Annotated in this window: 16 protein-coding genes; 7 read left to right on the top strand and 9 right to left on the bottom strand. The window is 72.0% G+C overall.

The window, feature by feature from the left end; all coding sequences use genetic code 11:
• Positions 1-9 precede the first annotated feature (9 nt).
• The 3 genes from lipA to glnA (ACFSL2_RS25655) all read left to right on the top strand — a co-directional run bounded on the left by lipA (position 10) and on the right by glnA (ACFSL2_RS25655) (position 3,570).
• Positions 10-1,011 carry a lipoyl synthase gene (lipA, locus tag ACFSL2_RS25665; protein ID WP_377200554.1) on the top strand — a complete coding sequence of 334 codons (1,002 nt, stop codon included), beginning with the start codon at positions 10-12 and terminating at the stop codon, positions 1,009-1,011.
• Between the two features lie 42 nt (positions 1,012-1,053).
• Complete coding sequence (locus ACFSL2_RS25660) at positions 1,054-1,797, top strand: DUF4191 domain-containing protein (protein ID WP_377200553.1); 744 nt, start codon at positions 1,054-1,056, stop codon at positions 1,795-1,797.
• A 348-nt stretch (positions 1,798-2,145) separates the two neighbouring features.
• Complete coding sequence (gene glnA / locus ACFSL2_RS25655) at positions 2,146-3,570, top strand: type I glutamate--ammonia ligase (RefSeq protein ID WP_357465857.1); 1,425 nt, start codon at positions 2,146-2,148, stop codon at positions 3,568-3,570.
• A gap of 129 nt (positions 3,571-3,699) precedes the next feature.
• Here the strand turns inward: glnA (ACFSL2_RS25655) and ACFSL2_RS25650 are convergent, their stop codons facing one another.
• The gene (locus tag ACFSL2_RS25650; protein ID WP_377200552.1) at positions 3,700-6,606 is read right to left on the bottom strand and encodes an AfsR/SARP family transcriptional regulator; all 2,907 of its coding nucleotides are present in this window, start codon (positions 6,604-6,606) and stop codon (positions 3,700-3,702) included.
• 84 nt (positions 6,607-6,690) lie between these two features.
• Here ACFSL2_RS25650 and ACFSL2_RS25645 point away from each other — a divergent pair, with 84 nt between their 5' ends.
• On the top strand, positions 6,691-7,764 hold the full coding sequence (locus ACFSL2_RS25645) for a class I SAM-dependent methyltransferase (protein ID WP_377200551.1): 1,074 nt from the start codon (positions 6,691-6,693) through the stop codon (positions 7,762-7,764).
• A gap of 115 nt (positions 7,765-7,879) precedes the next feature.
• Here ACFSL2_RS25645 and ACFSL2_RS25640 read toward each other — a convergent pair whose 3' ends face one another.
• The 4 genes from ACFSL2_RS25640 to ACFSL2_RS25625 all read right to left on the bottom strand — a co-directional run bounded on the left by ACFSL2_RS25640 (position 7,880) and on the right by ACFSL2_RS25625 (position 12,010).
• Entirely contained in the window at positions 7,880-8,188 is a 309-nt protein-coding gene (locus tag ACFSL2_RS25640; protein ID WP_377200550.1) for a hypothetical protein, read from the bottom strand.
• A gap of 26 nt (positions 8,189-8,214) precedes the next feature.
• On the bottom strand, positions 8,215-8,793 hold the full coding sequence (locus tag ACFSL2_RS25635) for a hypothetical protein (RefSeq protein WP_377200549.1): 579 nt from the start codon (positions 8,791-8,793) through the stop codon (positions 8,215-8,217).
• 96 nt (positions 8,794-8,889) lie between these two features.
• Positions 8,890-10,713: a GTP-binding protein gene (locus ACFSL2_RS25630; RefSeq protein ID WP_377200548.1), complete on the bottom strand. Its 1,824-nt coding sequence runs from the start codon at positions 10,711-10,713 to the stop codon at positions 8,890-8,892.
• Between the two features lie 214 nt (positions 10,714-10,927).
• Positions 10,928-12,010: an EamA family transporter gene (locus ACFSL2_RS25625; RefSeq protein ID WP_377200547.1), complete on the bottom strand. Its 1,083-nt coding sequence runs from the start codon at positions 12,008-12,010 to the stop codon at positions 10,928-10,930.
• A gap of 80 nt (positions 12,011-12,090) precedes the next feature.
• On the opposite strand from ACFSL2_RS25625, the gene ACFSL2_RS25620 reads away from it, so the two are divergent.
• Positions 12,091-12,990, top strand: a complete 900-nt coding sequence (locus ACFSL2_RS25620) for a LysR family transcriptional regulator (RefSeq protein ID WP_377200546.1) — start codon at positions 12,091-12,093, stop codon at positions 12,988-12,990.
• A 90-nt stretch (positions 12,991-13,080) separates the two neighbouring features.
• Here the strand turns inward: ACFSL2_RS25620 and ACFSL2_RS25615 are convergent, their stop codons facing one another.
• Entirely contained in the window at positions 13,081-16,422 is a 3,342-nt protein-coding gene (locus ACFSL2_RS25615) for a bifunctional [glutamine synthetase] adenylyltransferase/[glutamine synthetase]-adenylyl-L-tyrosine phosphorylase (protein ID WP_377200545.1), read from the bottom strand.
• Positions 16,423-16,487: 65 nt separating this feature from the next.
• The gene (gene glnA / locus ACFSL2_RS25610) at positions 16,488-17,822 is read right to left on the bottom strand and encodes a type I glutamate--ammonia ligase (protein WP_377200544.1); all 1,335 of its coding nucleotides are present in this window, start codon (positions 17,820-17,822) and stop codon (positions 16,488-16,490) included.
• 104 nt (positions 17,823-17,926) lie between these two features.
• On the opposite strand from glnA (ACFSL2_RS25610), the gene panB reads away from it, so the two are divergent.
• On the top strand, positions 17,927-18,757 hold the full coding sequence (gene panB, locus ACFSL2_RS25605) for a 3-methyl-2-oxobutanoate hydroxymethyltransferase (protein WP_377200543.1): 831 nt from the start codon (positions 17,927-17,929) through the stop codon (positions 18,755-18,757).
• Between the two features lie 7 nt (positions 18,758-18,764).
• Here the strand turns inward: panB and ACFSL2_RS25600 are convergent, their stop codons facing one another.
• Positions 18,765-18,950, bottom strand: a complete 186-nt coding sequence (locus ACFSL2_RS25600; RefSeq protein ID WP_377200542.1) for an SPOR domain-containing protein — start codon at positions 18,948-18,950, stop codon at positions 18,765-18,767.
• Between the two features lie 14 nt (positions 18,951-18,964).
• Here ACFSL2_RS25600 and ppgK point away from each other — a divergent pair, with 14 nt between their 5' ends.
• Positions 18,965-19,711: a polyphosphate--glucose phosphotransferase gene (ppgK, locus tag ACFSL2_RS25595; RefSeq protein ID WP_377200541.1), complete on the top strand. Its 747-nt coding sequence runs from the start codon at positions 18,965-18,967 to the stop codon at positions 19,709-19,711.
• A gap of 63 nt (positions 19,712-19,774) precedes the next feature.
• Here the strand turns inward: ppgK and ACFSL2_RS25590 are convergent, their stop codons facing one another.
• Positions 19,775-20,143 (bottom strand): STAS domain-containing protein, encoded by a 369-nt coding sequence (locus ACFSL2_RS25590; RefSeq protein WP_377200540.1) that lies wholly within the window; start codon positions 20,141-20,143, stop codon positions 19,775-19,777.
• Positions 20,144-20,153: the final 10 nt, after the last annotated feature.

Raw genomic sequence — 20,153 nt, 5'->3', positions numbered from 1 at the left:
GGAAACTGCGTGACCATCGCACCTGAAGGCCGACGCATGTTGCGCATCGAAGCGCGCAACTCGGCTACGCCCATCGAGAAGAAGCCCGAATGGATCAAGACCCGGGCGGTGATGGGCCCCGAGTACCGCGACATGAAATCTCTCGTCAAGGGCGAGGGCCTGCACACGGTGTGCGAGGAGGCCGGCTGTCCCAACATCTTCGAGTGTTGGGAGGACCGCGAGGCGACCTTCCTCATCGGCGGTGACCAGTGCACCCGCCGCTGCGACTTCTGCCAGATCGACACCGGCAAGCCCGCCGACTTCGACAAGGACGAGCCGCGTCGCGTCGCGGAGTCCGTGCGGACCATGGGCCTGAAGTACTCGACCGTCACCGGCGTCGCCCGCGACGACCTGGCCGACGGCGGGGCCTGGCTCTACGCCGAGACCGTCCGGCAGATCCACGCGCTCAACCCGGGCACCGGTGTCGAGCTGCTGATCCCGGACTTCAACGCGATCCCCGAGCTGCTCGACGCCGTCAACGAGTCCCGTCCCGAGGTGCTCGCGCACAACGTCGAGACCGTGCCGCGCATCTTCAAGCAGATCCGGCCCGCGTTCACCTACGAGCGGTCGCTGTCCGTGATCACCCGTGCGCAGGACGCCGGCCTGGTCACCAAGTCCAACCTGATCCTCGGCATGGGCGAGACCATCGACGAGGCCAAGCAGGCCCTCCAGGACCTGCACGACGCCGGTTGCGACCTCATCACGATCACGCAGTACCTTCGGCCCTCGCTGCGCCACCACCCGGTGGACCGCTGGGTGCGGCCCGAGGAGTTCGTGGAGCTGTCGGAGACCGCGGAGGAGATCGGCTTCCTCGGCGTCATGGCGGGGCCGCTGGTGCGTTCGTCGTACCGCGCGGGCCGCCTGTGGGGCCAGGCGATGACCAAGTACGGTCGACCGATCCCCGAGGCGCTCGCGCACCTCGCACAGCCGACGTCCTCCCGTCAGGAGGCGGCGAGCCTGCTGTCTCGCTGATCCGGCAACCAGACCACCCGCAGCACACTAGAATTGACGACCATGGCCCGAACCTCGTCCGGGGGCGACGCGCGCAACGATGTAGCAGCGTCTGCCGCCAAGCAGAAGAAGCCCAAGAAGCGCCGCTGGTATCACCAGCTGTGGGACGTCTACAAGATGACCCGCAAGCAGAACCCGCTCGTCACCTGGTGGATGCTCGCCGCATTCGTCGGGGTCGTCGCGGTGGCTCTGCTCATCGGCGTCATCGCAGGCCCGTGGGTCTACGCGCTGGTCATCGGCGTACCCTTCGGCGTGCTCGCGGCCATGTTCGTGCTGTCGCGCAGCGCGGAGACGGCCGCCTACACGCAGATCGCCGGCCAGCCCGGTGCCGCGCGCGCCGCGCTCGGCACCGTCCGCGGTGGCTGGACCTTCGAGGACGAGCCCGTCGCGGTCGACGCCCGCAACCAGGACTTCGTGTTCCGGGGCGTCGGCAAGGCCGGTGTGGTGCTCGTCTCCGAGGGGCCGCCCCACCGTGCGAGCCGACTGCTCGAGCAGGAGCGCAAGAAGGTCAGCCGCATTCTGTCGAACGTGCCCGTCACGCTGATCCAGTGCGGCGACGCCGAGGGGCAGGTGCCGCTCACCAAGGTGGCGCGCCGCGTCTCCCGGCTCAAGTCGACCCTGACCAGGGCCGAGGTCTCCGAGGTCGCCAAGCGCCTCAAGGCGATCGGCGGCGTCCGGCTGCCGATCCCGAAGGGCATCGACCCCACCCGCGCACGCCCCGACCGCAAGGGCATGCGCGGCCGCTGACCGGCCGCCGACCTCGTCCGGCAGTGCCGGACACCCACGCCGAGAGGGCGCCTTGCACGCTGCAGGCGCCCTCTTTGCTTGCCATTCATCCGTCCGATGGACGGACGCCGGCGGGCCCGTTCGTGTGACTTCTGGCACTCTGTGGCAGCAGTGGCGGGGCCGCTACCAGCACATCTCCCCGGGATGACGCGGCCGAGAGTTCCGAGAAACATCCCGGCAACAACCGGTAACCAAAGAGAAACCACCTGCCCATAGGTTCATGGCGATCCCAAGCGACCGTGCCCTAGCTCGTCCCGGCACGGTCCCGACGGACTCCCCCTGAACTTATCGAGCGAGCAAGGAGCGCAGATGTTCAAGAACGCCGAGGAGGCGATCGCCTTCACCCGCAACGAGGGGGTGGAGTTCGTCGACGTCCGTTTTATCGATCTGCCGGGCGTCACGCAGCACTTCAACATCCCGGTCGAGCAGTTCGACGAGGACGCCTTCAGCGAGGGCCTCATGTTCGACGGGTCGTCCATCCGCGGGTTCCAGGCGATCCACGAGTCCGACATGAAGCTCGTGCCGGACATCACGACGGCGTTCGTCGACCCGTTCCGCAAGGCCAAGACGCTGATCGTGAACTTCTCGATCGTGGACCCGTTCACGGGTGACGCCTACGCTCGCGACCCGCGCAACATCGCGGCCAAGGCCGAGGCCTACCTGAAGTCGACCGGCATCGCCGACACCGTCTTCTTCGGTGCCGAGGCAGAGTTCTACGTGTTCGACGACGTGCGCTTCAAGACGTCGCCGAACGAGAGCTTCTACTCCATCGACTCCGTCGAGGCAGCGTGGAACACCGGCCGCGAGGAGGAGGGTGGCAACCTCGGGTACAAGACCCGCTACAAGGGCGGCTACTTCCCCACCTCGCCCAGCGACCGCTTCGCGGACCTGCGCGACGACATGGTCAAGGTCCTCGGTGAGGTCGGCCTCTCCGTCGAGCGCGCGCACCACGAGGTGGGCACCGCCGGCCAGCAGGAGATCAACTACAAGTTCAACTCCCTGCTGCACTCCGCCGACGACCTGATGAAGTTCAAGTACGTCATCAAGAACGTCGCGTTCGAGGCCGGCAAGTCCGCCACGTTCATGCCGAAGCCGGTCTTCGGTGACAACGGCTCGGGCATGCACTCGCACCAGTCGCTCTGGAAGAACGGCGAGCCGCTGTTCTACGACGAGAAGGGCTACGGCGGCCTGTCCGACCTCGCCCGCTGGTACATCGGTGGCCTGCTCAAGCACGCGCCGTCGCTGCTCGCCTTCACCAACCCGTCGGTGAACTCGTACCACCGCCTGGTGCCCGGCTTCGAGGCTCCCGTGAACCTCGTCTACTCCGCGCGTAACCGGTCCGCCTCGATCCGTATCCCGATCACGGGTACGTCCCCGAAGGCGAAGCGCATCGAGTTCCGCGCGCCGGACCCGTCGTCGAACCCGTACCTGGCGTTCTCGGCGATGCTGATGGCCGGCCTGGACGGCATCAAGAACCGCATCGAGCCGCCGGCGCCGGTCGACAAGGACCTGTACGAGCTGCCCCCGGAGGAGCACGCTCAGATCGCTCAGGTCCCGACGTCGCTCGACGGCGTGCTGGACGCGCTCGAGGCCGACCACGAGTACCTGACCGCCGGCGACGTGTTCACCGAGGATCTGATCGAGACCTGGATCGCGTACAAGCGCGAGAACGAGATCGACCCGATCCGTCTGCGGCCGCACCCGCACGAGTTCGAGCTCTACTACGACATCTGAGCCGTAGCACTCGCGGTGGTCGCTGGTCGCGCATGCCGAGACCGGTCGGCCGAGAAATGACCATGCACTTGCTGCCAAGACGATGTCGGTCTTGGCAGCAAGTGCATGGTCATTTTCAGTGCCCCACGATCACCCGGTCCGGGCGCTCCGAGTCTGCTCGACAACCGACACCGCCCAGTCCGCCACCTGCGCCCGGGCCACTCCGACGGCGAGCTCGGTGATCCGACCGGCTGCGGTGGCACCGAGGAGGGTCGTGAGCTGGTCGGCGAGGTGGCGGTAGCGGGCGATGTCGTCACCGACGAGCTGGGGCGCGTCATCTGCTGCCTGCACCGCACCCAGCAGGAATGCCGCGTCACGGGGCCGCTCGCACGCCGCGAGCAACTCGGCCGCGATGCGCAGCGTGGTCCACAGCTGGGGCCACATCGCGGCCCGGCGTAGGTCGTGCAGCAACGGCATCACCAGATCCAGCGCCTCGCGGTGGCGACCCTGGCGCACCAGCACCGCGAACAGCCCGAGCCGCGCGACATGGTGGACGTGCTCGGACCCGATCCGTTCGGCCTCCGCGGCCGCCTCCCGGAATCGCACCTCCCCTTGCCGCGGATCCTCCTTCGCCTCGACCTCCCCGACGGCATAGAGCGCGAAGGCCCGCGCCGGCTCCGACCCGGCCGCCTCGGCACCGAGCAGCGCGGCGTCGGCGCACGCGCGCGCCGTGGCGAGGTCCCCGTGGTAGCACTCGAGCAGGGCGACGGTGATCGGAGGCTCCGCACGCAGGCCCGGCGCCAACCCCGGCAGCTCCGCGACCCGGTGCAGCCAGTCCGATGCCGCGTCGTAGTCACCGGCATAGAACTCCGAGACGACGTTCGCAAAGCCGGCCAGGAACCCGGTGCCGGCATCGTCGGAGAGCGCGTACGCCGCAGCCGCCAGCTCGCGTGCCCGCTCCAGCTCACCGCGATCAGTGCAGGCCAGCGCGCCGGCCGCGGTCCCGACGGCCAGGGACGGGTCCCCGGCCTCCGCGCATCGCTCGGCCACCTCGACGATCAGGTCACCGAGCTCGATGCCCGGCAACCAGTGCGGGCACTGTCGGACGCATCCGACCAAGGGGGCCGCTACGTCGAGTCGTCCTACCGCCAGGGTCCACCGCACGGCGGCGGCAAGGTCGGGGCCGGCACGGACCAAGCTCTCCCCGGCCGCGACGGCCCTGCCCGAGTTCCAGTCACGGGCGGCCCGCGCCACCCGCTCACCCGCCCACTCCGCGTGGGCGCAGCGAACCGCATCGGCCTCTCCCGAGGCGGTCAGCAACCCATCGGCGTACGCCCGCACCAACGCCAGCATCCGGAAGCGCACCGCGACGCCACGCTCTTCCCGCACCAGCAGGTGGGACTCGACCAGTTCGCCGAGCGCGGCAACCACCCCGCCGTCTTCCGGCCAGCGGGACAGCCGGCCGGTCAGGCTGGTCACGTCATCGGTGACGAAGCTCCCCACGAACACCGACAGCTGGCCCAGCAGACGCCGTTCCGACGCGCTCAGCAGCCGTACGGACCACTCCACGACTGCCCGCAGGTCAGGAAGCGGTTCGTCCGCCGTCGACCCGTCGAGGCCGTCGAGGACGTCTCCGACACCGAGGGTTGCGGCCCGGGACGCGGCCATCTCCAGCGCGAGGGGCAGTCCGTCGAGGCGACGGCACACCGCGGCGACCGACTCGGCGTTCCCGGCGGTGAGCTCGAATCCCGGGCGCAGCCGACGCACTCGGTCGACGAACAGCTGTACGGCGGGATCGGTGCCGGGCCCGGAGGTCGTGTCGCCGGTCGCGGGCACCGGGAACGGCGCCAGGGGCACCACCCGTTCGGACGTCACGCCCAGCCGGTGGCGGCTCGTGGCCAGGACGCGCACGCGGGCACAGCGGCGCATCACGGCGTCGACGACCTCGGCAACCTCCTCCAGCAGGTGCTCGCAATTGTCCAGGACCACGAGCGCGCGGTCGATGCTGAGGTATTCGAGCAGGTCGCGTGTGACGTTCCCGGCCCGCGGCCGGAGCCCGAACGCGTCGGCGACCGCGGTGGCTGCGCGCCCGGGCGGCACCGACGCCAGCTCGACCACCATGACGGGGAGGCCGAGCCGTTCCACCAGCCGCGGCAGGCCTTGTGCCACCAACCTGGACTTTCCGACACCGCCGACGCCGGTGACCGTGACGGTGCGGCTGTCGGCGACCGCCGTCACCAGGTCGTCGAGGGTGGCGTCCCGGCCGAAGAACGCGGTGGAGGTGTCCAGCCACGCCGGGACGGTCGGCACCGCCCCGCCATGGGCCGGCAGGAGGTCGTGGCCGAGGATGCGGGCCTCCAGGTCACGGAGTGCCGGGGACGGGTCGAGGCCCAGCTCCTCGGCCAGGATCGTCCGATGCCTTCGGTAGCGGTCGAGGGCATCAGCCTGTCGGCCCGCGCGGTAGAGCCCGGTCAGCAGCAGTTGTACGGCGCGCTCGCGGAACGGGTGGTCGACCAGCAGCGCCTCGACCAGACGGACCGCTTCCTCGGACGCTCCGGCGTCGAGGAGGGCCGCCGACCGGTCCTCGGTCACCTCGAGGCGCAGCCGCTCCAGCCGCTCCGCCTCTGGTGCGGCGAAGTCCCGGTCGGCGAACTCGGCGTACGCGGGGCCGCGCCAGAGCCCCAGGGCTTCCCGCAACAGGTCGGCCGCTCGTTTCGGCGGGGCACCCCGGGCGCGTTCGGCGAGCGCAGCAAATCGGTCGGCGTCGATCGCACCGCCTTCGATCTCGAGCGTGTAGCCGCCGGGTCCCACGGTCAGGGCCGCCGCGCCGAGGAGGGTGCGCAGGCGCGACACGACCGTGTGGAGGGAGGCGCGGGGATCACGCGGCAGGTCGTCCGACCATGCCGCCTCGACCAGCGCGTCAGCGGTGACCGGTCGCCCCGCGTGGACCAGCAGGCAGGCGAGCACGGCACGCCGGCGTCCGGGCGGCACCGGAACCTGCTCTCCCCCGGACGCCACCTCCATCCGCCCCAGCACGCTGAAACGAAGGTCGCTCATTGCCCCAACTCTGCACCGATGCGCGTGAAAGGTCCATGAAACCGGTCCGGCGCACTGTGGTCACCCATCCACCGAGGAGGAGACATGACCACCACCGAGATCGATATGCAACAGGTCGGTGAGTTCGCCCAACAGGTTGCCGGAGTACTGACCGGCGGCGCCACCGCGGCACTCATGGTCGTCGGCGACCGGCTCGGCCTGTACGCCGCGCTCGCCGGATCCGGGCCGCTCACTCCGACCGAGCTCGCCGAGCTCACCGGCACCACCGAGCGCTACGTCCGGGAGTGGCTGGCGCAGCAGGCTGCCGTCAGGTTCCTCGACCACGATCCCGAGGCCGGCACGTTCGAGCTGACGCCCGAGCGTGCCGCCGTCCTGGCCGACGACGACTCACCGGCCGCGATGATCGGTGCGGCGCCGATGATCACCGGGCTGCACCGTCGTACCGACGACGTCGTCGCGGCGTTCCGCAGCGGCGACGGCATCCCGTGGGCGAACCAGGACCCGATGATCTTCGAGTCCGCCGAGCGCTTCTTCCGGGTCAGCTACCGCAACAGCCTGGTGGCCGAGTGGATCCCCGCGCTGCACGGCGTCCACGAGAAGTTGCACGCCGGCGCGTACGTCGCCGACATCGGCTGTGGGCACGGGGCGCCGCTGGTGCTGCTCGCCGAGGCATACCCCGCCAGCCGGTTCGTCGGCTTCGACATCCACGAGCCGTCCGTGGTCACCGCACGCCGGCGTGCCGCGGACGCTGGGGTGTCGGACCGGGTGAGCTTCGAGGTGTCGCACTGCCACGGCTACCCGCAGGACGGGTACGACATGGTCACCTTCTTCGACGCCTTCCACGACCTCGGCGACCCGACCGGAGCGGCGGCGTACGCGCGGGCCTCGCTGGCCGACGACGGCACGCTGATGTTGGTCGAGCCCCGCGCCTGCGACGAACTGGCCAGCACGCTGCGGGAGATCCCCACTGCCGCGCTCAACTACGCCGCGTCGACCTTCCTCTGCACGCCGAACTCGCGATCACAACCGGGCGCCGCCGCCCTCGGTCCGTTGGCCGGACCCGCCCGGCTGAAGCAGGTTCTCGCCGATGCGGGCTTCTCGTCCGTGCGCACGGCCGCGGAGAACGACTTCAACGCGGTCTACGAGGCGAGGCCCTGACGCACGGTCAGCGGTTGCAGCCCGCCCGGTCTGGCCGGTCGCATGGCTCACCACGTCACGCGCCGGTCTCTCCGGCGGGTTGCAGGGGATGCCCGTCAGCCCCTGTGGCCGGGTGCTATCGGGCGGCCCTGACCAGCTCGGCGCCCTGGATGACCTGCCCCGTGCCGACCAGCTGCGAGGGCTGCGCGAACAACGGCTCCAGCAGCCGCGCCACCGCGGGGCCCACCACCGGGAGCGCCGTCGTCGCCTGCTCCTCGGACTCCCACAGGTTGAGGATCGCGTTGCGCCCCTCACCCAGATCGACCACGAGGCTTCCGAGAAACCCCGGCTGCTGACCGTGGATGTGGTCGAACTCGGCGACGTCAGTGGCCGCGTCGGCCTGTTTCGCCTGGTCCCACGTGTTGACTCGCACCACTGCGTACATCGGTCTGACCTCCACGCTCGACGGACTCAGCCACGGTACCTCCGTCCACCCGACGCGGTGTCTGCTCGTTCTGCCACCCGGTTCGGCGTCCGACGTCGGTAGTACGCGACCGTCAGCACCGCGAGCAGCGGTCCCCACGCCAGCAGCGGCACGTAGCAGACGAGGAGCACGACCTTCTGCGCGACGGTCGGGAAGAAGTAGTCGAGGCCACCGCCGGCCGTCCCGCTCAGCACGTTGACGACGGCGAACGTCCAGATCCCGGTGAGCGCGGTCGCGCCCAGCGCGGCCGGGACGGTCGCGGCGAGCCGGTGGATCGGTCGCCCGCCGAGGAATGGCACCCACCGGGGCAGCACCTCGCCCCACCGCTGGACCAGACCGAGGGACAGCAGGGCCAGCGCCTCGGCGACGAGCGAGAGCCCGACGATCTGGACCCGTTCGGAGAGCGGGAGCACGATCGCGGTGTTGGCCACCGGGAGCCCGGCCACGAGGGCGATCCGCCACAGCCCCGACGGCAGCGTGATCAACGCGAGGACGTGCGCCAGCCGGCGTGCGAAGGTTGTGGCTCCCGCGGCGGGATCCAGCAGCGAGTCCGTTGGAAAGCTCATGGCACCGATCCTGGTCGGAGCCGGTGCCCGCCGGATCACCCGCCCAGGGGGCTGCGCTCCCCCGACCGGGTGACCGCCCGCGGCCGGCCCGCCGCCTCAGGCCCGGGCCACCTGCCGCACCGGCTCGAACCGGTCGTGCTCCGTCTGGCACACCCCCTCCCCGTGGGTGAGCCCGGGCAGGTCCCGCTGCAGGGCCGCGACGCTCGCGGCCGGGAGCTCCCCGCGCACGACGGCGACCCCCACCCCGGCGGCACCCGACTCGAACGGCACGCCACCCAGCCGCCCCACCAGAGACGTCACCGGCCCGACGACGTCGTCCGGCGCCTCGATCACGAACCGGTGGACCGGCTCGCACACCACCGTGCCGGCTCGCCGGACCGCGGCGGCGAGCACGCGTGGCGTCAGCCCGCGAAAGTCGGCGCCGGTGCTGGACATGGCCTTGTTGAACTTCTGGTGCATATGGCTCTGCCGCGGGGCGTAACCCGAGTGGGTCATGACCACGCGGGCGTCCGGGACCGGCCACCGCAGCGGCCCCCGGGCCAGCTCGCGGCGCACGGTGTCCTCGACGGCGTCGAAGAAGGCCGGCGGCATCGACCCTCGCTCGCACGCCAGCTCGAACGTCACGCCCGAACCCGGCGGTGCCGGCTCCACCCGCAGCCCGATCGTGGCCAGGAACTCGTTGCCGTCCTGCTTCTTCACCTCGAGCGCGTGGCCCGTCCCGACGATCCGGTCCTGGCGCGCCGTGCGGACCTCACCGAACCGCGGCTCGACCCCGTGCTCCCGCTGCAGGACGGCGGCCAGCACCTCGCGCTGGACCTCGCCGTACAGCGACACCGTGATCTCCTCGTCCCGCCGGCGTACCCGGATCAGCGGGTCCTGCTCGGCCAGCTCGGTGAGCGCGGCGTACAGGCGCCCGCGGTCGCCCGGGGCGACGTCGACCACCGTCTCGTACGACGGCGGCGGGAACTGGCTCGCTCGCTCGTCCCCCGGCAGCACGCGGCCGAGGACGTCACCGACCCGGGCCGTCGCCAGCCCCTGCACGACGGCGATCTGGCCGGCTGCGGCCGTGTCCCGCGATTCGAGGGCCCCGCGGTGGGCGACGCGCACCGCCGTGATCCGCTCCGCACGACCGTGTCCCAGGTCGACCCGGTCGCGAACCCGCAGCGCACCCGACCGCAGCCGCACGAACGTTCGCTTCGTTCCGCCCTGCCGGTCGATGGCGAACACGACGGCGGACTGCTCCTCGGTGCCGCTACCGGCGCCGGCGGCCACCACGGGAAGGTACGTCCCCAGTGCGGCGGCCAGCTCCGGCAGACCGGCGCCGGTCGCCGCGGACCCGAACAGCACGGGGTGGGCGCTCCCCCGCCGCGACTCGCCCGCGAGCCAGTCGTGCAGGCCGTCGTCGGGGAGCGGCTCGACGCGGGCGCCGGGCGTGCCCGCCGCGTGCACCCGCTGGACCGGGAGGACGTCGGGGCTGAGGCGGCGCGCGACGGCGTCGGCCACGGCGTGCGGCCGGGCCCCGCTCCGGTCGATCTTGTTGACGAACACGATCACCGGCAGGCGCAGCCGCTGGAGGGCGCGCATCAGGACGAGCGTCTGCGCCTGCACGCCCTCGACGGCGGACAGCACCAGCACCGCGCCGTCGAGCACGGCGAGGCTGCGGTCCACCTCGGCGATGAAGTCCGGGTGTCCCGGCGTGTCCACCACGTTCACGGTGACGTTCCCGGCAGGAAAGGACGCCACCGACGCGCGGATGGTGATGCCACGCTCGCGCTCCAGCGCGAGCGTGTCGGTGGTGGTGTCGCCGCCGTCCACGGTGCCGGGGCGGTCGAGCACGCCCGCGTGGTGCAGCAGGCGTTCGGTCAGGCTGGTCTTACCGGCATCGACATGGGCGACGATCCCGAGGTTGAGGTACGACAAAGGCTGTCACGTCCGAGGTGCGAAGGGTCAGGGCACGGGGCGTGACAGCTGTCATCGGTGTTCCAATCACTCGGGTCAGATCGCGCACCACGATGCTCCGACAGGCGCGATCAGAGCAACGGTTTTTCCGCTGCGGTCGCGTCCGACCGCGTCGAGGGCCGGTTCCGCTCACCGCGGCCGAGATCCGCGATCGACCGGCGAGGACGACGATCCGTCACCGCGCGACCTTCGCCACTGCCTCGCCGGCCGCCGCGACGGTCGGCGTCCCTGCCGCCGCAGCTGCCGACGTCGGCCCCGATGCCGGCGGCGAGTCCGCGACCAGCACGGATCCGGGCAGCGCAGCGCGCCGGCCTCGTGGCGGCAGCTGGCCGGCGAGCACGGCCGCGAGCGCCAGCACGAGCCCGGCCACCTGGACGATGTTCAGGGTCTCGCCGAGCGCGCCGAGACCGATCCCCGCAGCCACCAGGGGCGCGAGCGGGCCGAGGAACGCTACGGACGTGACCGGCAGCCGGCCGATCCCGCGGAACCAGAGCACGTACGCGATGAGGCCGCCCACCAGGCCGAGCCAGAGGTAGCCGAGGGCCGCCCGGCCGTCGACGGCGGGCGGCGCGCCCTCGGCGAGCAGGGTGACCGGGACCAGGAAGAGGCCGCCCGCGGTGAGCTGCCAGCCGGCGGACGCGATGGGTCCCACTCCCTCGGGGCGCCCCCAGCGCTTGGTCAGGGCGACGCCGAGCGCCATCGATCCGGCGCCACCGAGCCCGGCGAGGACGCCGACGGCGTCGAGCCGCGCGTCCGGGCCGAGCACGACGAGGCCGACGCCCACGACGCCGGCGGCTCCCCAGAGCAGCTTCCGGGCTGACCAGCGTTCGCCGAGCACGGGGCGCGCGAGGAGCGCGACGACCACTGGCGTGATCGCGCCGAAGGTGGCCGCCACACCACCCGGCAGCCGCTCGGCGGTGATGAAGAGCAGGGGGAAGAAGAGGCCGATGTTGAGGATGCCGAGCACTGCGCTCTTCCACCACCACGAGCCGCGGGGTAGCGCCCTGCCGGCTGTCGTGCCGCCGTCCGCGCCGGTCACCGGTCGGGAGACCTTGCCGAGCAGCGCGCCGATCGCGATGGCGACGAGGCCGGCGGGCAGTGCGCGCACGAGGCCGGCGAAGAGCGGGTGCCCGGCCGGGAGCATCTCGGTGGTGACGAAGTAGGTGGTGCCCCAGACCATCGGGGCGAGTGCCGTCACGGCGGTGAGCGCCGCCGTACGACCCCGGGAAAGGCCGGGGAGGAGCGTCGTGGTGGTCATGGTGCCCAGTCTCCGACCGGACCCAGCCATGAGTCCAACACATCCTTTTCATCTGATCGATCGTGATAGACGATTGATCCATGGAGCTGCAGCAGATGCGGTACGTCGTGGCGGTCGCCGAGACATCGAACTTCACCAGGGCAGCCGAGCGCTGCCACGTGGTCCAGTCCGCCCTGAGCCACCAGATCAAACGGCTCGAGCACGAGCTCGGGGCGCCGCTGTTCGCCCGCACGAGCCGCCAGGTCCGTCTGACGCCGGCGGGCGAGGCGTTCCTGCCCGCCGCCCGGCAGGCGCTCGAGGCCGCCGAGCGCGCCGCGGCGGACGCGGCGGCGACGGTCGGCGAGGTACGGGGGCGGCTCAGCGTCGGCGTCATCCCGACGGTCGCCGCCGTCGACGTGCTCGCTGCCCTCCGTGACCTGCGCAACCGCCACCCGCAGGTGCGTGTCTCGCTGCGCACCGGGCCGAGCGACCAGCTGACGTCGGACGTGGCCAGCGGGCAGCTCGACGTGGCGTTCCTGGGCCTGCCGAGCACCGCGCGGCCCGCGGGCGTGAGCTGCCACGAGCTGGCCCGTGACCGCCTGGTGGCCGTGCTCGCCCCGGACCATCCGCTGTCGTGCGCCCACGACCTCGACCTCGTGGACCTCGCGAAGGAGCCGTTCGTCGACTTCCCGTACGGGTCTGCCGGGCGGGCCCAGACCGATCAGGCCTTCGCCCGTGCCGGGCTCGGCCGGGACGTGGCCTTCGAGGTCACCGACGCGCACCTCATGGCCCAGGTGATCCGCCACGGGCTCGCGATCGGCTTTCTGCCCTCGACCTATCTCCGGCGCGCACCCGAGCTCGGTGGGCTCGCCGTCGTCACCGTGACCGACGCTCCGAGCCGCGTCGAGTACGTCGTCTGGAGCAAGCCCGCGCCCACGCCCGCGACCCGCGCGTTCCTGACGGCGATCGGGCTGCCTTCACCGGCCGGGCCTCCAGGATGACCATGCACTTGCTGCCAAGAATCGGCCGGTTCTGGCAGCAGGTGCGTGGTCATCCTGGAGGCCGGCGGCCGGCGGCCAGCGGCCGGCCGCTCATTCCGCGCCGTAGAACACCCGCTCCATCACGGTGCGCGCCCGCCGGGCGAGCCGCAGGTACAGCTCCTCGAGCTCCGGCCCCGTGCCGACGTCCCCGAGCAGGCGCGCTATCCCGGTCAGGGCGTGGCTGTCGTGCGGCAGCATGTCCACGCCCTGTCCGGTGGTGCGACCCGACCACAGCACGATCGCCGACCGCAGCCGGGACGCGAGCCGCCACGCCTCCAGCAGCACCTCCGCGTCGTCGTCGGTCAGGAGGTCCGCCTCCCGTGCCGCCTTCAGCGCGGCGACGGTGCCCGTGGTCCGCAGGCCCGGCACCTCGAACGCGTGCTGCAGCTGCAGCAGCTGGACGGTCCACTCGACGTCGGACACCCCGCCGCGTCCCAGCTTCAGGTGCCGCGCGGGGTCGGCGCCGCGCGGCAGCCGTTCCGACTCCACGCGCGCCTTGATCCGCCGCACCTCCCGCAGGACCGCGGCGTCCGGCCCGCCCTCCGGGTAGCGCAGCGGGTCGATGAGCGCCGTGAACCGGGCGCCCAGCGACGCACCGCCCTCGGCCCCGGGCCCCAGGTCGAGCTCCCGGCCCGGATCGGGCATGCCGCCGGCAGCCGCACCGGCCGCGCCGCCGTCGGACAGCGAGGCCGCCACCGCACCCTCTTCCGGCCCGCCTGCCGCGACGACGCTCAGCGTGCCCGAGAGGGCGCGCGCCCGCAGGAGCGCCTGCGCCTCCCAGGGCGACGACCAGCGGCTGTAGTACTCCACGTAGGACTTGAAGGACCGGACCAGCGGCCCGTTGCGGCCCTCGGGGCGCAGGTCGGCGTCCACGGGCAGGCCCGGCTCCGACCCGACGGCGGAGAGGATCCGGCGCAGGTCCTTCGCCACGGACAGGGCGTAGTCGTTGGCCTCCTTGTCCCCCGCGCCGCCCACGGCCTCGTACACGAACATGACGTCGGCGTCCGAGCCGTACCCCATCTCCTGGCCGCCGAGCCGGCCCAACGCGACGATGAGCAGCCGGGCGGGCTCGTCCCCGCGCGCGACCCCGCGCGCGGCCCGCGCCTCGTGCTCCGCGATCCGCAGCCCGCCGGCCAGGACCACGTCGGCGGCGTCCGAGATGGCCTTGGCGGCGGAGACCGGTCCGAGTGCGCCGAGCACCTCGGCGACGCCGGTGCGGGCCAGCTCACGCCGCCGCAGCGCCCGGAGCGCGATGGTGGCGCTGTCCACCTCCTGCGCCCGGCCGAGCAGGGCGTCCGCCTCCGCGGCCAGCCGCCGTACCCCGCGCGGCGCGAGCGACTCGGACTCCGCGAGCCAGCGCACCGACTCCGGCGACCGTCCGATGGCGTCCGCGAGGTACCGCGACGAGGAGAGCACCTGCGCCAGCCGCGACGCCGCCTCGGCGGAGTCGCGCAGCAGCCTGAGGTACCAGTGGGTGGAGCCCAGCGTGTCCGACAGCTTCCGGAACGCGAGCAGGCCCTCGTCCGGGTCGGCGCCCTCGGCGAACCAGCCCAGCAGCACCGGCAGCAGCTGACGCTGGATCGCCGCACGCCTCGAGACGCCGTCGGTCAGGGCCTGGACGTGCCGCATTGCGCCGGCCGGGTCGCGGTAGCCGATCGCGGCGAACCGGGCCATGGCGGCCCGCGGCGCGAGCGAGGCCTCGCCCGTCGACAGCAGCGCCGTCGCCGGCAGGAGCGGCCGGTAGTAGACGGCCTCGTGCAGGTCACGCACCTCGCGGCGCACCGACCGCCAGGTCTTGACGAGGTCGTCCGCACCGCCACTGCCCAGCCCGCGGGCGATGCGCCGCAGCTCGGCCTCCGCGGTCGGCATGAGGTGGGTACGGCGCAGGCGGAAGAGCTGGATGCGGTGCTCCAGCGCCCGCAGGAACCGGTAGCACTCCCCCATCCGGCGAGCGTGCTCGCGGCCCACATAGCCCCCGCGGGACAGGGCGGCCAGCGCGTCCAGCGTGGTCCGCGAGCGGATGTCCTCGTCCGCACGGCCGTGCACGAGCTGCAACAGCTGCACGGTGAACTCCACGTCGCGCAGCCCGCCCTTGCCCAGCTTGACCTGCCGGTCGGCCTCGGCCACCGGCACGTTGTCCTCGACGCGCTTGCGCATCGCGCGGGCGTCCTCCACGAAGTTCGGCCGTTCCACGGCCTGCCACACCAGCGGCCCGACGGCGGCGCCGTACTCCTCGCCGAGCGCCAGGTCACCCGCGACGGGACGGGCCTTGAGGAGCGCCTGGAACTCCCACGTCACCGCCCACCGCTCGTAGTACGCGAGATGGCTGGCCAGCGTGCGCACGAGCGGACCCTGCTTGCCCTCGGGGCGCAGCGACGCGTCGACCTGCCACAGCGCCGGCTCCGCCGACGGGCCGGAGCACACCTGCGCGAGCCGCCCCGCGAGCCGCGCGGCGACCCGCAGCGCGTGGTCCTCGTCGCACGCCGGCGCACCGTCGGGCAGGAGCCCCGGTTCGGCCACGTAGATCACGTCGACGTCCGAGATGTAGTTCAGCTCCCGGCCACCGGTCTTGCCCATGCCCACCACCGCCAGGCGCACCCCGACCGCGTGGTCCTCCTCGTCCGCCCGGGCCACGGCCAGCGCCCCCTCCAGCGCGGCCGCCGCCAGGTCCGCGAGCGCCGCGGCGACCGCCGGCAGCACCGCCGTCGGGTCGGGTGCGGTCACGTCGGTGGCGGCGATCCGGAGCAGCCGCGCGCGGTACGCGCGGCGCAGCCGGTCGGTGTACGACGGCCGCCCGTTCTCCGCGGCCCCTGCCCGGTCGGCCGGCACGTGGGTACCCGCGACCGGCTCGGCGGCCTCCGGGTCGGCGTCGACCGCCTGCAGCAGCTCGGCGCGCACCACCGAGGCAGGCACGTCGGTGCCCGAGGCGCAGTCACAGATCAGGTCGAGCAGGGCCGGGTGGCGCACCAGCTCGTCGCCCAGCGCGGAGGACGAGCCCAGCACCCGCAGCAGCCGGTCACGCGGGGACGGGCGAGGTGGGTCGTCGTCGCCACGAGGCTCGGGCGGCACACCGTCCGGGACGGCGAGGACCGGACGCAGGCGGTCAGGAGCTGCCGCCGCGAGGCGCACGAGCTGCAGCAACGCGAGGTCGGGATCGGCGACGGCGGTGAGCGAGCGCAGCAGCGCCGTGTCGGCGGCGTCGAGGGCGACCGCCCCGCCTGCCGCGCCACGGGCAGGAACGGCCGAACGGTCGGCGCCTCGGGCGCCCTTCGGCCGACTGTCCAGGACCGACACCAGGTCGGGGTCCTGCCACAGCGCGGCCGACCGGGTCAGGTCGGCAAAACCGGCCCGGATCAGGTGGGTCGTCAGGGTCTCGGGTCGGCGGCTCTGCACCCCCCGACCCTACGACGCGAGCGCACCCTGCTGAAGTAGTGCGGGCTGAAGTAGGGCGGGGCGGGTCAGAGTTGCAGGAACCGCTTGATCTCGAACGGCGTGACCTGCGCGCTGTACGCCTCCCACTCCTCGCGCTTGTTGCGCAGGAAGTAGTCGAAGACGTGCTCGCCGAGCGTCTCGGCCACGAGCTCCGACCGCTCCATGAGCTGGATGGCCTCGTCGAGGTCGCGCGGCAGGGGCGCGATGCCCAGGGCACGTCGCTCGGCGGCGGTCAGCTCCCAGACGTCGTCCTCCGTGTGGTCGAGCAGGTCGTAGCCCTCCTCGATGCCCTTCAGGCCGGCGGCCAGGAGCACGGCGAACGCCAGGTACGGGTTCGCTGCGGAGTCCAGCGCGCGGTACTCGATGCGGGCCGAGTTGCCCTTGCCCGGCTTGTACATCGGCACGCGGACCAGCGCGGACCGGTTGTTGTGGCCCCAGCTCACGTAGCTCGGGGCCTCCTGGCCGCCCCAGAGGCGCTTGTAGCTGTTGACGTACTGGTTGGTGACCGCGGTGATCTCGCCCGCGTGCACCATGAGGCCCGCGATGAACTGCCGCGCCGTCTTCGACAGCTCGAACTGGGCGCCCGGCTCGTGGAAGGCGTTGCGGTCGTCCTCGAACAGCGACACGTGGGTGTGCATGCCGGAACCAGGCTGGTCGGCGAGCGGCTTGGGCATGAACGACGCGAACACGCCCTGCTCCAGCGCCACCTCCTTGACGACCGTGCGGAACGTCATGAGGTTGTCCGCCGTGGTCAGCGCGTCCGCGTACCGCAGGTCGATCTCGTTCTGCCCAGGACCGGCCTCGTGGTGGGAGAACTCGACCGAGATGCCCATGGACTCGAGCATCGTGATCGCGGCACGGCGGAAGTCGTGCGTCGACCCACGGGCCAGGTGGTCGAAGTAGCCGCCCTGGTCGACCGGCTCGAGCGTCGAGTCCGCCTTCGTCATCTGGTTGAAGAGGTAGAACTCGACCTCGGGGTGCGTGTAGAACGTGAACCCGCGGTCGCTCGCCTTCGCCAGCGTGCGCTTGAGGACGTTGCGGGAGTCCGCGAGCGACGGCTCCCCGTCCGGGGTCAGGATGTCGCAGAACATGCGGCCCGTGCCGTGGCGCTCGCCGCGCCAGGGCAGCACCTGGAAGGTGGTCGGGTCCGGCTTCGCCACCATGTCGGCCTCGAAGACGCGGGTGAGGCCCTCGATGGCGCTGCCGTCGAAGCCGATGCCCTCGCTGAACGCCGACTCGAGCTCCGCGGGCGCGACCGCCACCGACTTGAGCACACCGAGCACATCGGTGAACCAGAGCCGGATGAAGCGGATGTCGCGCTCCTCGACCGTGCGGAGCACGAACTCCTGCTGCCTGTCCATGGGCCCATCTTGCACTAAACCTGTTACAGGCGCGTGTACCGGTCATGGACGACCGGTCGTAGGCTTTCGTGCGGCACCGAGGCCGCCCGAACCACAGGAGAACCATGTCCGCCCACACGTCCCCCATTCAGGGTCCCAAGCGGGTCCGCGTGCACCACCTGGCGGAGGCCAAGGCCCGTGGGGAGAAGCTGGCGATGCTCACCGCGTACGACGCGGTGACGGCCGCGATCTTCGACGCGGCAGGCCTGGACATCCTGCTCGTCGGCGACTCGATCGGGAACGTCATGCACGGCCACGCCACCACCATCCCGGTGACCGTCGACGACATGATCCCCGCCGCCCGCGCCGTCGCCCGGGCCGCGAAGCGCGCCTTCGTGGTGATCGACCTGCCGTTCGGCTCCTACGAGGCGGGGCCCCAGCAGGCGCTGGAGACGGCGGTGCGGGTCTTCAAGGAGACGGGCGCCGACGCCGTGAAGCTGGAGGGCGGTCTGCGTTCCGCACCGCAGATCCGCGCGCTGACCGACGCCGGCATCCCGGTCGTGGCCCACCTCGGGTACACGCCGCAGTCGGAGCACCTGCTGGGCGGGCCGCGCGTCCAGGGCCGCGGCGACACCGCCGTGGAGGGCCTGGCCGCCGACGCGCAGGCGGTCGAGGACGCCGGCGCGGTCGCCGTCGTCCTGGAGATGGTGCCCGTCGACGTCGCCGCCCGGATCACCGGGTCCGCGCGCATCCCGACCATCGGCATCGGCGCCGGACCGCACTGCGACGGCCAGGTGCTGGTGTGGACGGACATGGCGGGCATGACCAACTGGTCGCCGCGCTTCGCCCGGCGCTACGCCGAGCTCGGGTCGGCCCTGCAGCAGGCCGCGCAGGACTACGTCGCCGAGGTCAAGGACGCGTCGTTCCCGGACGCGGACCACTCGTTCGACAAGTAGTCCGCGGCTACTTGTCGCGCCACTCCTCGTCCTCCTGCTCCCAGGACTCGTTGCGCGCCTTCGCGTTCTCCAGGGCCTGCTGCGCCTCGGCGCGGCTGCCGTACGGGCCCATCAGGTGTGTCCAGGAGGAACGCCGCCCCTCCTCGACCTCGCCCGTCTCGGTGTTGTACCAGTACTGCTTTTCGGTGCTCATGAGACGATCCTGACATGAGTGACCTGGCGTTCGGCATCGACATCGGAGGTTCTGGGATCAAGGGCGCGCCCGTCGATCTCACGGCGGGCGAGTACGCGGAGAAGCGCACTCGCATCCCCACCCCCGTGCCCTCCACCCCGCAGGCCGTGGCAGAGGTGGTCACCGCGCTCGTCGACAGCTACGACCTGCCCGACGACGTCCCCATCGGCGTCGCCTTCCCGGCACCGATGCACCACGGCGTGGTGCGCTCGATGGCCAACCTCGACCAGTCCTGGACCGGCGTGGACCTGCCGGCGCTCGTGCAGCGCACGTCCGGCCGCCACGTCGTGGCGGTCAACGACGCCGATGCCGCCGGCGTGGGTGAGGTGCGGTACGGCGCCGCCCGCAACACCGACGGCGTGGTGCTGGTGGCCACCCTCGGCACGGGGATCGGCTCGGCCCTCGTGGTCGACGGCGTCCTGGTGCCGAACACCGAGCTGGGGCACCTGGAGATCGACGGGCACGACGCCGAGTCCCGGGCCGCCGACTCCGCGCGCGAGCGGGAGGACCTGTCCTGGGACGAGTGGGCAGAGCGGCTGCAGCGCTATTTCGGCGTGGTCGAGGACCTGCTGTCCCCCGACCTCATCGTCGTGGGCGGCGGTGTGAGCAAGCACCACGAGAAGTACCTGCCCAGCCTGCACCTGCGTGCGCCGATCATTCCGGCCCAGCTGCGGAACGCGGCAGGGATCGTCGGCGCGGCGGCACTGGCCGCGGAGCGCTGACCGGCTGCGCCCCGCCTGCGGGCGCGGTCGGCCCACGGGCCCGGCCTGGTCGGCGGGACCGGGTCAGGCCTCCCGCGCCACGGCCGGCTGAGCCGGCTGGGCGAAGAGCGCGTCGACCCCGAGCATCTCGATGACGCTGCGGACCACCGGTGGCGGATCCGGAAGGGTGACGGTCAGCCCGTCCTGCGTTCCGTAGGTGTACATCTGCATGAGGAACGCGACGCCGGTCGAGTCCATGAACGTCACCCGGGAGGTGTCGATCACGACCGACTTCGCCCTCTCCAGGGCATTGGCTATCGCCGCGCTCGACTCACCGCGCAAAGAGACATCGATCTCTCCCCACATGCTCACGACACTCGTGCGGGACTGTTCTTCGAACATGATCCCGCCCGTGCGCCCCCTGTTATCGAATTCCGTGGTGCTCACTTGCATCGCCCCTGTT

Source organism: Promicromonospora aerolata (genome assembly GCF_042682255.1).
Taxonomy (GTDB): Bacteria; Actinomycetota; Actinomycetes; order Actinomycetales; family Cellulomonadaceae; genus Promicromonospora; species Promicromonospora aerolata.
Note: the sequence above shows the minus strand (reverse complement) of the source record. Positions and strands in the feature narration are given on the sequence as shown.